A 16659-nucleotide genomic window follows, 5' to 3' on the forward strand; every position below is an offset into this window, starting at 1 on the left:
GTTCAATGAGTGTCTTGTTGTCGGATGTGGTGTCTGGTTCTGCGGTGGGGTTACGCGGACGGTTGTGGCAGTTGTCTGCTTCTGAGTTGCGTGCTGCTGCTGCTGTCGAGGCGAGTGCGGAGATTCTGCGCCTCGAGGCGGTGCGTGTGGCGGTGGTGGACGAGTTGTCGTTGCGCCCGGATGATCAGGTGATTGCCAGCCGCGGTGTCGGTTCGTGGTTGGCGGCGAACACGATGCTGCAGGTTCGGGACGGGAAGAAGATCGCCGCGTTGGGTGCGGCTTTGCGGCCGTTTCCGGCGGTGGCTGCTCGGTTCGATGGCGGGGATTGCTCGTTCGAGCATGCCGTGTTGATCGTGGCGTTCTGTGAGTCACCGCCGAAGGGGATGCCGGAGGAGGCGCTACCGAAGTGCATCGATTTGTTGTTGGCTGCTGCGTCGGGTGTGGAGGCGACGACGACGAAGGTGCGGAACGTGATTGCGACGTTGGAGAGGTTGTTCGAATCGGATGAGATCCCGCCCGCCGAGGATGTCGATCTCAATGAGTTGCGGATTGCTTCGACGCTCAATGGCCGGGTGGTGGTGCGTGGGGATTTCGATGCCCTGACCGGTGAAATGCTGCTGTCGGCGTTGTCGAATCTGACGATGCCGACCCCGGCACCGGATGGGACGCCGGATTCTCGGTCGGCGGCGAAACGGACCGCGGACGGGTTCACGGAACTGATCCGCCGGTATCTGGACTGCGCGAAAACCGGTACCGATGGTGGCCAACGCCCGCACGTGAACGTGCACATCAACGCTCGGGATCTCGCTGAGCATCGGGACTGCGCCGCAACACCCTCCATGGCTGATGGTGGAGTGGCTGTGTCTGATCTTGATGTCGGGCACATGCCGTGGCTGGGGCCGCTGTCGGTGTCGCAGACCAGGCTTCTCGGGTGTGATTGTTTCCTGTCCACCGTTCTGCTCGACGATCACGGCGCGCCGTTGGATGCGAAACCCGGGAAACGGGTGGTCACCGCGGAGCAGCGAGTGGCGTTGATCGCCCGAGACAAAGGCTGCGCGTTCCCCGGCTGCACGTGTGTGCCCGCGTGGACGGATGCGCACCATATCCGGCACTGGGCGAACGGTGGCCCGACGGTGATGAACAATCTGGTCCTGCTGTGCCGTTCGCATCATCGGTTGATGCACCGGAAATCCGGGTTCGTCGGGAAGTGGGAGATTCGGATCGGGGTCGACAACAAGCCGTTGTTCATTCCGCCGCCCTCGATCGACCCGCAGCAGCACCCGCGGCCGGCCAACACCACCTTCAAAACCTGAAGGGTCAAACCTTTTCGGTGACAACAAAAACGACCAGCTTCGCATCGGCATGGACCCGATGCGGGGCTGGTCAGTGGTGCTTAGAGAAAACGTGCCTGGAGAAAACGCGTCAGAAGATGCTCTGCGTGCGCCAGAGATCCGAGACGGAAACCCCGACACGCTCGAGAAGTGTTCGTACCAAAGGTAATCCGATACCGATGACACTCGAGGGATCACCCTCGATTCTCTCCACGAACCAGCCGCCGAGACTGTCGAGCGTGAATGCTCCGGCAACTTGGAGCGGCTCGCCCGTTGCCAGGTATGCCTCGAGATCCTCGGTGGACGGTTGCGCGAAATGAACGACTGTTGCGCTGTGATCCGAGGCCATGCGGACGATGCGGCCGTCGGCGACGCGTAGGACACAGTGCCCGGTCAAGAGAGTGGCGCTGCGTCCGGCCATTGCGGCCCATCGCTTTCGGGCGATATCGACGCTGCCCGGCTTGCCTTGAAGTTGCCCGTCGATCAGGAGCATCGAATCGCACCCGACGACGACTACGTCGGTGAGATTGTCGGCGGCGAGGCCGGGGACGATTTCGGCGGCCTTGGCCTCCGCCAGCACCGTCACGACTTTTTCGGGGGCGGCGTCGGGTCCGAGGTTGTCGGCGATCTTGTCCTCGTCGACGCCGGAGACACGCACAAGCGGCGAAACCCCGGCCGCCCGCAGAACTGCGAGGCGAGCCGGGGACGCTGAAGCTAGAACCAGTTGAGTCACGTCAGCAGAGTGATCGTCAGCTGCGACGGATCGCGGGGTTCAGGTACGCGTACGGCGAGAACGGCGCACGCGTGCGGTGGAACTGAGTCGGATCGCCCCAGGTCTCCGCGGGAACGTTCGACTCGGGAGCTTGACCGCTGCCGGCAGCCGCAGCAAGCACGCTGACCAGTGCCGCGATCTCGACGTCCGTGGGCGAACCCTTGACGATCTTGATGACCGACGCGTCGGAGGTCGACGTCTCGGTCAGCTCCGTGAGCGAAGCATCCGTCGCGGTTCCCTCGACGACCGCACCGTTGGTCGGTGCAGTCTCCGCCAGTGCGACATCTTCGCTGAGAATGTCCTCGGTGGTTGCGGTCATAGGGGAATGTTCCCATGCTTCTTGGGCGGAAGGGAAACGGCCTTGCGCTCTAGCAGTCGCAATGCGGAAACGATTTGTCCGCGGGTGTGCGACGGAGGAATGACAGCGTCGACGTATCCGCGCTCAGCGGCGACGTACGGGTTGACGAGGGTGTCCTCGTACTCGTTCTGCAGCTTGAGGCGCAATGCATCGACGTCTTCGCCGTTCTTCGCGGCTTCGAGAAGCTGCTTGCGGTAGACGAATCCGACTGCTCCGGATGCACCCATGACGGCGATCTGAGCGGTCGGCCATGCCAGGTTCACGTCGGCGCCCATGTGCTTGGAGCCCATGACGTCGTACGCTCCGCCGTAAGCCTTGCGGGTGATGACCGTGATTTTGCCGACCGTTGCTTCTCCGTATGCGTAGAGGAGCTTCGCGCCGCGACGGATGATGCCGTTGTATTCCTGCTCGGTTCCGGGGAGGAAACCGGGAACGTCGACGAGGGTGATGATCGGGACGTTGAACGCGTCGCAGGTACGCACGAAGCGAGCGGCCTTCTCCGAGGCGTCGATGTCGAGGCAGCCCGCGAACTGGGTGGGCTGGTTGGCGACGATGCCGACCGAGCGTCCGTCGACGCGACCGAAACCGACGATGATGTTCATCGCGCGCTCGGCCTGGACCTCGAGGAACTCGTCGTCGTCGAGGATGCGACGGATGACCTCGTGCATGTCGTACGGCTGGTTGGCCGAGTCCGGGATGAGGGTGTCGAGTTCGATGTCCTCGGCGGTCAGGCTGTCTTCGATCGAACCGACGATGGGGTCGGTGATCTCGCCGCGGGGAGCCGCTGCCTGGTTGTTGGACGGCAGGTAGCTGAGCAGGTCCTTGACGTAGTCGAGTGCGTCCTGCTCGCCGGAAGCGACGTAGTGGGCGACTCCGGACTTGACCATGTGGGTGCGAGCACCACCGAGGTCTTCCATCGTGACGTCTTCACCAGTGACTGTCTTGATGACGTCGGGGCCGGTGACGAACATCTGGGAAGTCTCGTCGACCATCACGACGAAGTCGGTCAGTGCGGGGGAGTAGACGTGGCCGCCGGCGGCGGGTCCCATGATCAGTGAGATCTGGGGGATGACACCCGAGGCCTGGACGTTGCGGTGGAAGATCTCGCCGTAGAGGCCGAGCGAGACGACGCCTTCCTGAATGCGCGCGCCTGCACCTTCGTTGATGCCGACGAGGGGCCGTCCGGTGCGGATCGCGAGGTCCATGACCTTGACGATCTTCTCACCGTAGATTTCGCCGAGCGATCCGCCGAAAACGGTGGCGTCCTGTGAGAAGACACAGACGTCGCGGCCGTCGATGGTGCCGTAACCGGTGACGACGCCGTCGCCGACCGGGCGGTTGTCAGCGAGACCGAAGTTCACACTTCGGTGCCGTGCCAGTGCGTCGAGTTCGACGAAGGAGCCCTCGTCGAGGAGGGCGGTGATGCGCTCGCGGGCGGTCAGCTTGCCTTTGGCGTGCACCTTGTCGATGGCGGCTTCGCCGCTCGGTGCCTGCGCCTGGGCTTGGCGATTCCGCAGGTCCGCGAGCTTTCCCGCGGTCGTGTGGATATCGGGTGCGGCCGCCGCCTCCGGCGCGTTCGGCTCTTGGACAGTGGTCATGGACGTGAGCTTAACGAGAGTGCGTGGGGGGCTTCGAAGGCAGGTCCGATTGTCGCTGTCTTGCAGGCTCAAGCTACTGACCAGTACATTCTCGCCGTCGTCATAGGCTGGGGCTATGTGGACCGACTTGAACCGACCGCCCCTCGACGGCAATGCCCTACGACGCGCACTCGTGCGCAGTGACAACGACGACGCGCGCGTTTTCTGGAACCGCCTCGACGTTGTCGAGGAGACCGGTTCGACGAACGCGGATCTCCTTGCGCGAGCGGCAGATCCGGATGCCGACCGTCACGTTCTGATCGCCGAATATCAGGCGAGTGCCCGTGGCCGTCATTCGCGCACGTGGGTGAGTCCGCCGCAAGCGCAGATCTCGATGTCGGTTCTGCTGTCGATGCCCGGAATGAATCTCGCGGACATGGGTTGGCTCCCGCTACTGTCGGGAATCGCGGTCGTCGACGCGCTGCGCAACGTGGCCGAAGTGCCCGCAGAACTCAAGTGGCCGAACGACGTTCTCATCGGTGACAAGAAGGTCGCCGGCATTCTGGCCGAGGTGGCGAGGACGGCGCCCGATCCCGCGGTGGTGGTGGGGATCGGGCTGAACGTGAGCCTCGGCGTCGAGGAGTTGCCCGTCCCGACCGCTACGTCACTGCTGATCGAAGAAGCATCGACTGTCGACCGCGACACTCTCGTTCGCGCAATCGCCCGTGAATTGGCGACGCAATTCCGTGCTTGGGAATCGTCGAAATGGGATACATCTGTGTTGGCTGCCGAATACCGGCAGCGCTGCGGGACGCTGGGCAAACGAGTCCGCGCGGTCTTGCCGGGCGACAAGGAGGTGTTCGGTATCGCGACCGACGTCGACACTTCCGGACGCGTCGTCATCGAAATCGAGGGAACAGATGGGGAGACCTTTGCGGTCGCAGCGGGTGATATCACGCACCTTCGCGCCGCCCCGGTCACCGAATCGTGAACGTTGCCGGATTTTCTGGCACCAAAGTGCTAATTTTTGGCCCGGACCGGTTTTCGAACCAACCGTCCGTCCTTCATTTCACTCAACTGCGGGATTTACCGAGCTGCCTAGGGGCGTCATGACCACACCGATCGTTGTTCCGACCGAAGCCGAGACGGCCGAGAGCGCTCGCCGCGTACTCACCGGCGTGACGGTGCTGCTCGGTGTCCTCACATTGGGACTGGGTATCGCGGTACTCGCGTGGCCGGATGCCACCCTGTTCGTGGTCGCGGTTGTCATTGCGATCCAGCTGTTCGGATTCGGAATCGTCCAGATCATCCGTTCGTTCGCGGACGTGACGGCTTCGGGTGGAACTCGCACGCTCGTCGCGATCTCCGGCGCGTTGGCAGTGCTCCTCGGATTCCTGGTTCTCCGTAGCCCTTTGCAGACGGTGGTTCTGATCGCGTTGGTGATCGGTGCCTGGTGGGTATTCCGTGGCGTTCTCGATCTGGTCGACGCGGCGTCCGGGCACACCGTCGATCGCGGTCTGTCGATCGTGCTCGGAGTCATCAGCATCGTCGCGGGTGCAATCGTCCTTCTGCAGCCCGAACTCTCGCTCGACGTCTTCCGCATCGTGGTCGGCGTGTGGATGGTGCTGTACGGCATCATCATCGTCGTGACCCCGTTGGTGCTGCGAAAGCTCGCGCAGCCCTGAGCGTTGCCCTGAAGGCGGGTGTGCCTGAAAGTCGGTATGCCTGAAAGTCGGTGCGGGGTGGCAGACTTCCCGTCATGGGATATCCCGAAGACGCCCTCGCTCAGGACGAGGAACTGATACTGCATCGCCATCCTCATTGGAAGATGTTGGTGCTTCCGGCGCTGACGTTCGTGCTTGCGACGGCCGTCGCCGGGTTCTTGCTGGGCCTCGCACAGACGAGATTGGACGGCACGGCTCGCACCGTGTCGTCCATTGCCGTCGGAATCATCTGGCTCGGTGTCGTGGCCTGGCGGTCGGTTGCGCCCTTCACGGTTTGGAAGTTCACGCATTTCATCGTCACCGATCGGCGAGTGCTCATCCGCCACGGAGTGCTCACGCACACGGGTATCGACATTCCCATGGGACGGATCAGCAATGTTCAGTTCCGTCACGGCCTGATCGATCGAATGCTCAAGACCGGAACTCTGGTCATCGCATCTGCCAGTGACGATCCGCTCGAGTTCGACGACATTCCTGACGTCGAGCACGTTCACGCTCTGCTGTATCACCAGGTTTTCGATTCCATGCAGCAGCCACCATCGCAGGTACCGCAGTGGCCGTCAGGTGAAAACGACGACCCGAATGATCGAAATGGCTGGTAATCAACGTGCAAAGGCGTGTTGTCCGTAGTCTGTTCGTGTGACTGCCGTATTGCTAGCCGAAGACGACGAGGCCATTGCTGCACCCCTTTCCCGCGCCTTGGGGCGTGAAGGGTATTCGGTGACGGTCGAACCGACCGGACCCGCTGCGTTGCAGCAGGCGCTCGAAGGTGATTTCGACCTGTTGATTCTCGATCTCGGCCTTCCGGGCATGGACGGCCTCGAGGTCTGCCGACAGATTCGTGCGCATCGCACCTCGCTCGCCGTGCTGATGTTGACCGCCAGGACCGACGAAGTCGACTTCGTGGTCGGGTTGGACGCGGGCGCCGACGACTACGTCAGCAAGCCGTTTCGTCTCGCCGAGTTGATGGCACGTGTGCGAGCACTCCTGCGTCGCCACGGTGGCCGCGAGGACACGATCGTCGAGGTCGGTGGCATCAGGCTCGAGCCCGCGGCACGACGCGTACTCGTCAACGGCTCCGAAATCGCCTTGGCCAACAAGGAATACGAGCTTCTGCGGGTCCTCCTCGAGCACGCCGGGGAAGTGGTCTCGCGCGATACGATCCTTCGTGAGGTGTGGGGCGACGTCGAGCTTCGTGGATCGAAGACGCTCGACATGCACATGTCGTGGCTGCGCCGCAAGATCGGCGACGAGGGCCCCGCCGTGGAACGCAGGATTGCCACCGTCCGCGGTGTCGGTTTCCGAATCAACACCGACTAACTTCTCGAGAATCAGGAACTGCCGGCATGCGGCGTCGCATATTGCAGTCGATTCTCGCTGTCGTGATCATGACGGCGTTGCTGCTGGGGGTTCCGCTGATCTACACGGCGTGGCTCTGGGTGGAGGACGTGACGCGAAGTGATCTCCGGGTGCGCCTCGACCGGATGGCCGCTGAGGTCATCGCGCAAGAGGGGACGAACGGACTCGTCGAAGGTGCGTTGAACACAGATTCGCTCAAGGTTCTCACCCCGAACGACGGGCGCCTCGTCGTCGTGTATCCGACTGTCGTCGACGGCGCTGCACGCGTCGACGTCGGTGAGGCGACGGTCAAGAACGCACTCGTCGAATCGCTCGCGATGGGAACGTCCGGCTCGTTGCGCCTCGAGGTGCCGTCGGAGAACCTGCGCACCCAGCAGAAACAGGCGGTGATGGCTGTCGGCGTGCTCGTGCTTCTGTCCATCACGGCAGGCACCGTGGTTGCTGTGGTCACTGCGCGTCGGCTTGCCGATCCGCTGCAGGATGTGGCCGACCGGGCGGCGCGCCTCGCCGAAGGCGACTTCCGGCCGGATCCTCGTCGGCACGACATCCCCGAACTCGACCGCGTGTCCGACGTCCTCGATGCGGCAACCGTGGAGATTTCGGTGCGGCTGCAACGAGAGCGCGCGCTGGTTGCGGACGTCTCGCATCAACTGCGCAGTCGACTGACTGCAGTGCGGCTGCGCCTGGACGAGTTGTCCGTTCACGAAGATCCTGACGTCGTGAACGAGGCCGAGGAAGCCATGGCGCAAGTGGACAGGCTCACCGACGGAATCGACGACCTGATTCGCTCGTCGCGCACCAGTGGGTCATCGGCGAGTCTGGTGTCGGTAGTCGGCGAGCTGGAACAGGTGACTCGCGACTGGCAGGCTCAGTTCGACGGAGAGGGACGCAGGCTGCGCCTACGCGGCGATCGCACGGTGATGGCTGCGACCACAGGTTCGCGTCTGCGTGAAGCTGTTTCCGTTCTGGTCGACAATTCGTTCGAACACGGTGAAGGCACGTGCACGGTGTCGGTGCGATTGATCGACGGTACGGGTCGCAGTTCGTCTCGCCGTGACTCGATGGTGTGCGTCGAGGTCACCGACGAAGGCTCCGGTGTGGAGAACGATCTGGCGCCGCACATCTTCGACAGAGGATTTTCGGGGGCGGGGTCCACCGGCGTCGGGTTGGCGCTCGCACGTGCACTGATCGAAGCCGACGGGGGCCGCCTGGAACTGCAGAGGCGTAAGCCTGCCTTGTTCGCCGTCTTCCTGCCGGTGGCCAACACGGCGCCGACCGCGGACGTCGTTCCGCACCGCGAACCGCGCTGACCGAAAGGTCGGCGCAGACGGAAAACTCAGGAGTGCCCGAGCTCCTCTTCGGCATCAGGAATTACCGGGTCAGGCGCCGTGGTTTCGGATAACGCTGTGGTTTCGGACAATCCTGTGGTGTCGGACAGCTCGAGCGGTTCCGGATTCTCGTCGGGAAACACGAACTTGCGGAAGGCCCAGAATCGGAACGCCATCTGCAGCAGGTTGCCGATGACATATGCACTGATGAAGTCGGCGATGTTCTCCGTCGCCAGGCTGACTTCGGGTACGCGCAGGTTGAAGACGTAACTGGAGATGTACAGCGGGATGAAGCTGATGACGACACCGATGGCGCTGATGATGAAGAACAGCGCAGCTTCGTGCGCTGGTTCACGGCCACCACGGTTCTTGAACGACCACTCGCGGTTGAGAATGTACGACGCGATCACCGCGACGACGCCGGCGATGATCTTGGCCGTGATCGGCTTGGATTCGAGGATCGACAGCTTGAGTGTGTAGAAGATGCCCGAGTCGATGAGGAAGGTCGTTCCGCCGACGATCGCGAATTTGATCAGCTCGCTGTGACGCAGAGCGATGTCACGAAACGGTTGGGGTATGCGGGCAATGACCCCGTCGACAAATGGCACAACAGATGAGTTTACGAAACGAAACCGCGTTACCACCAATTTGCCGCGGATTCATCAGCAGAATCACAGATTGGGAACGCTGAATGAACGGGCGAACGCGGCACATGACAACATAGAGAGCCGTGACCGGCAACAACGATCCCGCGCAGATCCCCGCCCGCCCGACCACCCCTCGACCGGCAAAAGCATCCATGCCCGTCGTCACCATGATCGGTGGCGGACAGTTGGCCAGGATGACTCACCAGGCGGCGGTGGCCCTGGGCCAGACGCTCCGAGTGCTCTCCGGGACTTCGGACGAGCCGGCAGCTCAGGTCAGCCCCGACGTCGTGCTCGGCAGCCACACCGACCTCGATGCTCTCCGCCGTGCAGCGGTCGGTTCCAATGCACTGACCTTCGACCACGAGCACGTGCCGACCGAGCACCTCGAGGTTCTTGTTGCCGAAGGCGTGAACGTTCAGCCGCCGCCGCAGGCTCTGATCTTCGCTCAGGACAAACTGCTCATGCGTCGCAAACTTGCCGAACTGGGCGCACCCGTACCCGCGTACGCCGAAGTGACGTGGGCGGAAGACGTCGTGCGTTTCGGTGCGCAACACGGTTGGCCGCTTGTCATCAAGGCAACACGCGGAGGCTACGACGGCCGCGGCGTCTGGATCACCGACGATCAGGACGAAGCAGAAGCCATCGTCACCGAGCAGCTGAACAAGGGTGTTCCGCTGATCGTCGAGGAAATGGTCTCGATGCGTCGGGAGCTGTCCGCCATGGTGGCGCGGTCGCCGTTCGGACAGGGCGCTACTTGGCCGGTCGTGGAAACGGTTCAGCGCAACGGCCAGTGTGCCGTCGTGATCGCACCTGCCCCCGAGCTTTCGAGTGCCGTTGCCGAGGAAGCTGAACAGTTGGCGCTGCGCATCGCGTCGGAGCTCGGTGTGGTCGGCTCCATGGCCGTCGAACTGTTCGAGACGACCGACGGCACTCTCGTGGTCAACGAGTTGGCGATGCGCCCGCACAACTCCGGTCACTGGACGATGGACGGCGCCCGCACCTCTCAGTTCGAGCAGCACCTGCGCGCGGTTCTCGACTACCCGCTCGGAGATACGTCGCCGATCGCGCCGGTCACCGTGATGGCCAACGTTCTCGGTGCGCCGGAAGCTCCCGAGATGACGATGGACGAGCGCGTCCATCACCTGTTCGCGCGGATGCCTGACGCGAAGATCCACCTGTACGGCAAGGGTGAGCGCAAGGATCGCAAGATCGGACACGTCAACATCGTGGGCGTCGCCGGATCCATCGACGATCCGAATTACGTTGCCGCAGTTCGGGAACGCGCCGAGCGCGCAGCACATTGGCTTTCGTACGCAGTTTGGACCGACGGATGGGATGTACACGGTGAGTGAGAGCGCGCAGGTCGGCCTGATCATGGGCAGCGATTCGGATTGGCCGACCATGGAAGCTGCAGCCGAAGCTTTGGCCGAGTTCGGTATCCGCTTCGAGGTCGGTGTCGTCTCGGCGCACCGCACGCCTCAGCGGATGCTCGACTACGCCAAGGAAGCTTCCGGCCGCGGAATCAAGGTCATCATCGCCGGTGCCGGTGGCGCCGCGCATCTTCCGGGCATGGTTGCCTCGGCCACGCCGTTGCCCGTCATCGGTGTTCCGGTGCCGCTCAAGTACCTCGACGGTATGGATTCGCTGCTTTCGATCGTCCAGATGCCGGCCGGCGTCCCGGTGGCGACAGTGTCGATCGGCGGCGCTCGCAACGCCGGTCTGCTGGCTGCTCGGATTCTCGGTGCTTCGGATCCCGCACTGCAGCGGCGGATGGTGGCGTTCCAGGAGAGCCTCGAGTCGATGGTGCTCGACAAGGACAAGGCGCTCCGCGAAAAACTGCTGGGCTGATCTTCTCGTGTGTGCACGACGCGGGCTGCCGCTGATCCGAGCGAGTCGGGGCAGCGCGCAGTCCGCGTTCGTCACCCGCGTCGCCCTGCTGTACGCCAGGATTCTCGGCGCGGACATCCGCTTCGACGACGAGTCCGGAATCTTTGTCGCCTCCGGACTGCGCTGCGGGTTCGCCAGAGGCGGAACAACTCTCGGTGGTGTATATCTCACCCGGCGGAACACGACTCGATCCGTCCTTCGTCACGAGGCCGTTCATGCAGACCAATGGGCCAGGTACGGAATCATATTCGGGTTGTTGTACCTGCGTGAGGAACTGCGTCATCGCGGGCCGCGCAACCGCTTCGAAATCGAGGCCGGTCTCGAAGACGGCGGTTACCGCACCTGAGTGAAAGCTCGTCAGTAAAAGCTACTCTTGGCGGCATGGCTCGTTTTCCGACTAGTGAACGCTTCGTCCGCTGGAGCGCGGAACATGCTCGCGGTGTGGACATCTGCATTGCGACGGTTGCCGCACTGTTCAGCGTTGTCGTGGCGGTCGAGGCGAGTCCGCTGGCGGTGTTCATCTCGCTGGGTATGACCGTTCCGTTGGCGTGGCGACGCTCGCGCCCCGAACTCTCCGGCATGGTGATCGCAGGATTCGCGGTTCTACACGTGATCTTCATCGGCAACACACTGCTCGCATCGGCCGTTGTCGTACCCATCTCCCTGTACGCGCTGGCCGCCTATGGTGCTCGGTGGAGTTCACTCACCGGGCTGGTGCTCGCGTTGCTCGGCTCGATTGCCGGGACTGTTCGATACTTCGGCTACGACGGAATCCCGGTGTCCTCGCAGGTCATGCAGTCCGTGGCCGTCATGATCTTCATGCTCGCGGTCTGGGCGTTCGGTGATTTGCGTCGAGTTCGCACCAAACAATTGGAAGGTCTGACCGAGCGCGCACGGTTGCTCGAACTCGAGCGTGCGCAGGAAGCGGAAATCGCGACGATCAGCGAACGCTCGAGGATTGCGCGCGAGATGCACGACATCGTCGCGCATTCGTTGACCGTTGTCATCGCTCAGGCCGACGGTGGACGCTACAGCGCGGCCAAGGATCCTCAGGCTGCAATTCAGGCACTCGAAACAATTGCCTCCACCGGCCGCCAAGCGTTGACCGACATGCGATCGCTGCTGTCCGTCCTGCGTGAGGACACGCCCCGTGATTTCTCGGTGATCCCGGGCGCCGGCGACATCGACAGTCTCTTCCACGAGTTACGCAGCAGCGGACTCGACATCGCCGTCAGTGTGACCGGGGAACCACGCGAACTCTCTGCGGGTGCGGGGTTGACGGCGTATCGCATCGTGCAGGAATCGCTGACGAACGTTCTCAAACATGCGGGGCCTGGAGCACAGGCGAGCGTCGAGATGACATGGGCTGAAACCGAACTCGTTCTCGGTATCACCGACGACGGACGAGGCGGCAGCGCCGCGCTGGTCGAATCGTCACCAGGCGGACAGGGACTGATCGGAATGGCCGAGCGAGCCAAGCTGCACGGAGGCAAAGTGACCGCCGGACCGAAATCAGGCGGCGGATACAGCGTCCGGGCCGTCTTGCCGTACGAACGAACGTCTGGGTAGGTCTTGAAACGTCCGAAGGTCTTAAGGTGAGTGGCATGGACGAACACGTGGCTCCGATCGCAGTGGCACTGATCGACGATCAGCAGCTGGTCCGCGCAGGTTTTCGAATGGTCATCGACTCACAGCCGGATCTGTCGGTGGTTGTCGAGGCTTCGGACGGTCAGCAGGCGCTGACCGAGTTGGCCGCCCGTCATGTCGACGTCGTTCTGATGGATGTCCAGATGCCGAAGATGGACGGCATCGAGGCGACTCGTCGGCTCCTGGCCGACCCCGATGCGCCGAAGGTCGTGGTGCTCACCACCTTCGACAACGACGAGTACGTGATGTCGGCTATCCGGGCGGGCGCCAGTGGTTTCCTGCTCAAGGACGTGCCACCGGAGCAGTTGCTCGACGCCATCCGCACCGTGCACCGCGGGGACGCGGTGATCGAAGCCCGGGCCACTCGGCGACTGCTTCAGCACGTCGGGCCACTCCTGGAAGGCTCGGCGCCCGAAGCGCAGTTGCCCGAAGAGTTGACGCCGCGCGAGGTCGAGGTGCTCGAAGCCATGGCGTACGGGCTGTCGAATTCGGAGATCGCTGCGAAATTCCACGTCTCCGAGACGACAGTGAAAACCCATGTCGGACGGGTTCTTTCAAAGACTCATTCTCGTGATCGTGTACAGGCAGTCGTCTTCGCCTTCCAGATCGGACTTGTCCGGCGCGCAGATCTCCTCGGCACCGAGGGCTGACACGCCGCCCTGTCCAGTCCTACCCCGGGATGACACCGGGCTCTCCAAGATCGCCCCGCACTCCGACGCGGAGACCACTTGCGCTGCAATAACGTCGATTCCGTCATAGCGAGAAGCTTTACGGAGGGCAAAAAATGCATGCGCACACCACGACGGAACCAGCCGCAGTGCCGGCGATCACTGCCCGCGGTGTCACCAAGGTGTACGGCACCGGTGAGACCACGGTTCACGCGCTCGGCGGAGTCGACGTGGACTTCGGTCGCGAGCGGTTCACCGCGATCATGGGCCCGTCCGGCTCCGGAAAGTCGACGCTCATGCACTGCCTGGCCGGACTCGACACGGTCTCGGGTGGGCAGGTTTTCCTGGGCGACACCGAAGTCACGAAACTCGGCGACACGGAGCTCACCGAACTGCGACGCGAGCGGATCGGATTCGTCTTCCAAGCGTTCAACCTGCTACCGGTGCTCACTGCTCGGGAGAACATGCTGCTGCCGATGAAGCTGGCAGGTAGTGAACCCTCGCCCGAGTGGATGGACGAGGTGATCGGAAAGCTGGGCCTGTCGCAGCGCCTCGACCACCTGCCGCACGAGTTGTCCGGCGGTCAGCAGCAACGTGTAGCTGTCGCCCGTGCATTACTGCCCCAGCCCGACGTGATCTTTGCCGACGAGCCTACCGGCAACCTGGATTCCCGTTCCGGGACAGAGGTTCTGGGACTCTTGCGCACCAGTGTCCGGGAGACCGGTCAGACGGTCGTGATGGTGACACACGATCCGGTGGCGGCGTCGTACGCGGATCGAGTCGTGTTGATCGCGGACGGGCGTATAGCCGGAGAGATCGACCATCCCACCGTCGACTCGGTGATCGGTGCCATGCGAGCTCTCGGTGCCGACGACCTGGCCGATGTTCCTGCAGTTTCGGGTGCACTGCGATGAGAGGTCTGGCTTTTGCGCAGGCGCGGGCACATGCCGGGCGCTATGTGGCGTCGATACTCGCGGTGGTGATCGCCGTCGGATACATCGTCGCGACTTTGACCTTGAGCTCGACGGTCGACGCGAGTGTGAGCAAATCACTTGCGACGCAATACGAAACCACAGATGTCGTCGCGTCCGGTCCAGGCGTGACAGAAGCACTGCTGAGCGCGGTGCCGGGCGTCTCGGCGGTGGCCGACGACGTGTCGACCTATGTTCGTGTCGACTCCGAGGCAAAGGGCGCGTCCTACGGGGATGCGCTCACGATTGCCGACAATCCCGAATTGCGTTGGGAGAAGGTGTCGGAGGGATCGATTCCGGCCGGTCTGGGGCAGGTGTTGGTGAGCGCGGACTCCGGGATACCGATCGGTGCCCGAATCACAGTCACGGCACGGGATTCGACGGTCGGTGCCGCCGCACCCACCGCGGAGGTAGTCGGACTGGTCGACCTCTCCGGTTCGGCGCAACGACTGGGCGGGATCAAGATATTCACCACCGCCGAGCAGGTGAGCGCGTGGGCCGGTGACAGTGCCGAACGTGAGTTCCGTGTCGCCGGTGACGGTTCACGCTCTCAGCAAGAACTCGTGGATTCGATCTCGAGCGCGTTGCCCGCGGACTCCACCGTGCTGACCGGCGACGAAGCCACAGACAACGCCGCAGCCGAATACATGGGCGGCACCAAGATCCTCAGCACGGTGTTGCTCGCCTTCGGCGCCATCGCCGTTGTTGTTGCCGCGCTGGTGATCGCCAATACATTTGCCGTCCTGCTCGCGGCGCGCACTCAGGAACTCGCGTTGCTGCGATGCGTCGGCGCCACGGCCAAACAGGTTCGCCGGAGCATTCGCAGTGAAGCCGCGGCGGTCGGCGTGATCGCCTCGGTGATCGGCGTCGGACTCGGTGTCGGACTTGCGTGGGCGATCGGTCGGGTAGCAACGGCCGCAGATGTGCCGGTTCCTCTTTCGTCACTGAGCGTCACCCCGGTGACCGTGCTCGTCGGTCTTGCCGTCGGCATCGTGATGACGATGCTCGCTGCATCTGCGCCCGGGCGGGCGGCAACGAGGCTCTCCCCGCTGGCGGCACTGCAGCCGATGGAGTCCAAGCCTGAGAGCGTTCAGGTATCGGTGGTGCGCCGGGTTCTCGGCGTCGTGACCCTGCTCGCGGGCATCGCGATGACCGTCCTGGGAGTGACGAATCAGCAGGTGCCGGCGGCAACCGCCGGTGGACTGTTCTCGTTCCTGGGGATCGCGGCACTGTCCGGTCGAATCGTGCCTGCACTGATCAATGCGGCCGGCGGAGTGTTGGCGAGACTGATCGGTCCGGTGGGAAGCCTGGCAGCAGGCAACGCCGGTCGGAACCCACGCCGCACGTCGGCGACGGCCACCGCATTGTTGATCGGTGTGGCCTTGACGAGCACGCTCGTCGTGGGAATCGCGACGGTCAAGGAAGCCGCACCCGCGGCGATGGACAGTCAATTCCCCGTCGACGTCATGGTGAGCGGTTCCGGTTCGGCACCGCTTCCCGCAGGGTTGGGCACAGACATCGCCGCGGTCAACGGTGTCGGCGCGGTGAGCGGTCTGGACAAGGCCGAACTGACGATCGACGGGCGCGGTTCGTTGGCCGGATTCGGCGTCGACGCTGCGCGGGTGAAAGATGTTCTGCGTACCGAGATCTCGGTACCCGCGGCCGGTCAGTTGGTGCTCTCGCCCGCTGACCTGACCGAATACAAGCTTTCGGCGGGCGATACGGCGACGGTGCGTGGGGATCGCGGCGTCGTGAACGTCAGCGTGGTCGAGGGCGTGAAAGGTCAACCAGCACTACTGGATCGAGGCGATCTCGGTGCAGCGGCCACCGCGCCGACCACCGATTCGTACTGGGTAAGGCTGGGGACGGATACTGACGAACAGGCTTTGGCCGCCACCGACCGCATCACCGAACTGGCACGCCAGGAAGCGCCGGGCAGCGATGTTCAGGGCATGACCGAGATGCGTTCAGCTCTCGATTCGATCCTCGACACCATGCTCATGGTGGTTGCCGGATTGCTGTCGGTAGCGGTGTTGATTGCTTTGATCGGCGTCGGAAACACCATGGCACTGTCCGTTCTCGAACGGCGCCGCGAATCCGGACTGCTTCGCGCACTCGGACTGACCAAGAAGGGAATTCGAGCCATGTTGATCTGGGAAGCGCTGCTCGTGGCAGGAGTCGCATCGGTGATCGGAGTGCTGTTCGGGATGGTGTTCGGTGTAGCCGGTACCGCATCGGTATTCGGGATCGAGGACGTCGCCCTCAGCGCAGTGCCGTGGGTGCAGTTGGTAGCCATCGTGTTGATCGGCGGAATCTGCGGTGTGATCGCGTCACTGCTCCCCGCTAGGCGGGCGGGGCTGGTGTCACCGGTGACAGCTCTCGCGAGCTAG

17 protein-coding genes are annotated in these 16659 nt (G+C 63.3%); 13 read left to right on the forward strand and 4 right to left on the reverse strand.

Going from position 1 to position 16659, the window contains the following annotated elements:
• The first annotated feature begins 5 nt into the window (after positions 1 to 5).
• Positions 6 to 1313 carry an HNH endonuclease signature motif containing protein gene (locus QRN54_RS08145; protein WP_285181850.1) on the forward strand — a complete coding sequence of 436 codons (1308 nt, stop codon included), beginning with the start codon at positions 6 to 8 and terminating at the stop codon, positions 1311 to 1313.
• Between the two features lie 109 nt (positions 1314 to 1422).
• Here QRN54_RS08145 and QRN54_RS08150 read toward each other — a convergent pair whose 3' ends face one another.
• From QRN54_RS08150 to QRN54_RS08160, 3 genes are read right to left on the reverse strand one after another with little or no spacing between them, the layout of a single operon-like run.
• The gene (locus QRN54_RS08150; RefSeq protein WP_007731146.1) at positions 1423 to 2064 is read right to left on the reverse strand and encodes a Maf family protein; all 642 of its coding nucleotides are present in this window, start codon (positions 2062 to 2064) and stop codon (positions 1423 to 1425) included.
• A gap of 16 nt (positions 2065 to 2080) precedes the next feature.
• Positions 2081 to 2422 (reverse strand): acyl-CoA carboxylase subunit epsilon, encoded by a 342-nt coding sequence (locus tag QRN54_RS08155; protein ID WP_007731147.1) that lies wholly within the window; start codon positions 2420 to 2422, stop codon positions 2081 to 2083.
• Positions 2419 to 4059, reverse strand: coding sequence for an acyl-CoA carboxylase subunit beta (locus tag QRN54_RS08160; RefSeq protein ID WP_003940853.1), 1641 nt, complete (start codon positions 4057 to 4059; stop codon positions 2419 to 2421). The genes QRN54_RS08155 and QRN54_RS08160 overlap by 4 nt, the downstream gene beginning before the upstream one ends.
• Positions 4060 to 4174: 115 nt before the next feature.
• On the opposite strand from QRN54_RS08160, the gene QRN54_RS08165 reads away from it, so the two are divergent.
• The 5 genes from QRN54_RS08165 to QRN54_RS08185 all read left to right on the forward strand — a co-directional run bounded on the left by QRN54_RS08165 (position 4175) and on the right by QRN54_RS08185 (position 8431).
• A complete protein-coding gene (locus QRN54_RS08165; RefSeq protein WP_003940755.1) occupies positions 4175 to 5029 on the forward strand; it encodes a biotin--[acetyl-CoA-carboxylase] ligase in 855 nt (284 codons plus the stop codon).
• Positions 5030 to 5147: 118 nt separating this feature from the next.
• Positions 5148 to 5723: an HdeD family acid-resistance protein gene (locus QRN54_RS08170; RefSeq protein WP_007731150.1), complete on the forward strand. Its 576-nt coding sequence runs from the start codon at positions 5148 to 5150 to the stop codon at positions 5721 to 5723.
• Positions 5724 to 5797: 74 nt separating this feature from the next.
• Positions 5798 to 6364 (forward strand): PH domain-containing protein, encoded by a 567-nt coding sequence (locus QRN54_RS08175; protein WP_054187638.1) that lies wholly within the window; start codon positions 5798 to 5800, stop codon positions 6362 to 6364.
• A 37-nt stretch (positions 6365 to 6401) separates the two neighbouring features.
• Entirely contained in the window at positions 6402 to 7082 is a 681-nt protein-coding gene (locus QRN54_RS08180; protein WP_003940916.1) for a response regulator transcription factor, read from the forward strand.
• Positions 7083 to 7108: 26 nt separating this feature from the next.
• Positions 7109 to 8431: a sensor histidine kinase gene (locus QRN54_RS08185; protein ID WP_007731154.1), complete on the forward strand. Its 1323-nt coding sequence runs from the start codon at positions 7109 to 7111 to the stop codon at positions 8429 to 8431.
• Between the two features lie 26 nt (positions 8432 to 8457).
• Here QRN54_RS08185 and QRN54_RS08190 read toward each other — a convergent pair whose 3' ends face one another.
• A complete protein-coding gene (locus tag QRN54_RS08190) occupies positions 8458 to 9057 on the reverse strand; it encodes a GtrA family protein (RefSeq protein WP_007731156.1) in 600 nt (199 codons plus the stop codon).
• Between the two features lie 191 nt (positions 9058 to 9248).
• On the opposite strand from QRN54_RS08190, the gene QRN54_RS08195 reads away from it, so the two are divergent.
• The 7 genes from QRN54_RS08195 to QRN54_RS08225 all read left to right on the forward strand — a co-directional run bounded on the left by QRN54_RS08195 (position 9249) and on the right by QRN54_RS08225 (position 16659).
• Entirely contained in the window at positions 9249 to 10448 is a 1200-nt protein-coding gene (locus QRN54_RS08195) for a 5-(carboxyamino)imidazole ribonucleotide synthase (RefSeq protein WP_397517563.1), read from the forward strand.
• Positions 10432 to 10944, forward strand: coding sequence for a 5-(carboxyamino)imidazole ribonucleotide mutase (gene purE / locus QRN54_RS08200; RefSeq protein WP_054187636.1), 513 nt, complete (start codon positions 10432 to 10434; stop codon positions 10942 to 10944). Before QRN54_RS08195 ends, purE begins: the two co-directional genes overlap by 17 nt.
• Positions 10945 to 10951: 7 nt before the next feature.
• Positions 10952 to 11329: a hypothetical protein gene (locus tag QRN54_RS08205; RefSeq protein ID WP_054187635.1), complete on the forward strand. Its 378-nt coding sequence runs from the start codon at positions 10952 to 10954 to the stop codon at positions 11327 to 11329.
• Between the two features lie 35 nt (positions 11330 to 11364).
• Positions 11365 to 12552, forward strand: coding sequence for a sensor histidine kinase (locus tag QRN54_RS08210; RefSeq protein ID WP_030535022.1), 1188 nt, complete (start codon positions 11365 to 11367; stop codon positions 12550 to 12552).
• Between the two features lie 35 nt (positions 12553 to 12587).
• A complete protein-coding gene (locus tag QRN54_RS08215) occupies positions 12588 to 13280 on the forward strand; it encodes a response regulator (protein WP_003940960.1) in 693 nt (230 codons plus the stop codon).
• 134 nt (positions 13281 to 13414) lie between these two features.
• Positions 13415 to 14212, forward strand: coding sequence for an ABC transporter ATP-binding protein (locus QRN54_RS08220; RefSeq protein WP_042450120.1), 798 nt, complete (start codon positions 13415 to 13417; stop codon positions 14210 to 14212).
• Entirely contained in the window at positions 14209 to 16659 is a 2451-nt protein-coding gene (locus tag QRN54_RS08225; protein ID WP_054187634.1) for an ABC transporter permease, read from the forward strand. The genes QRN54_RS08220 and QRN54_RS08225 overlap by 4 nt, the downstream gene beginning before the upstream one ends.

This window comes from Rhodococcus sp. MEB032, assembly GCF_030208925.1.
Lineage (GTDB): Bacteria > Actinomycetota > Actinomycetes > Mycobacteriales > Mycobacteriaceae > Rhodococcus_F > Rhodococcus_F qingshengii.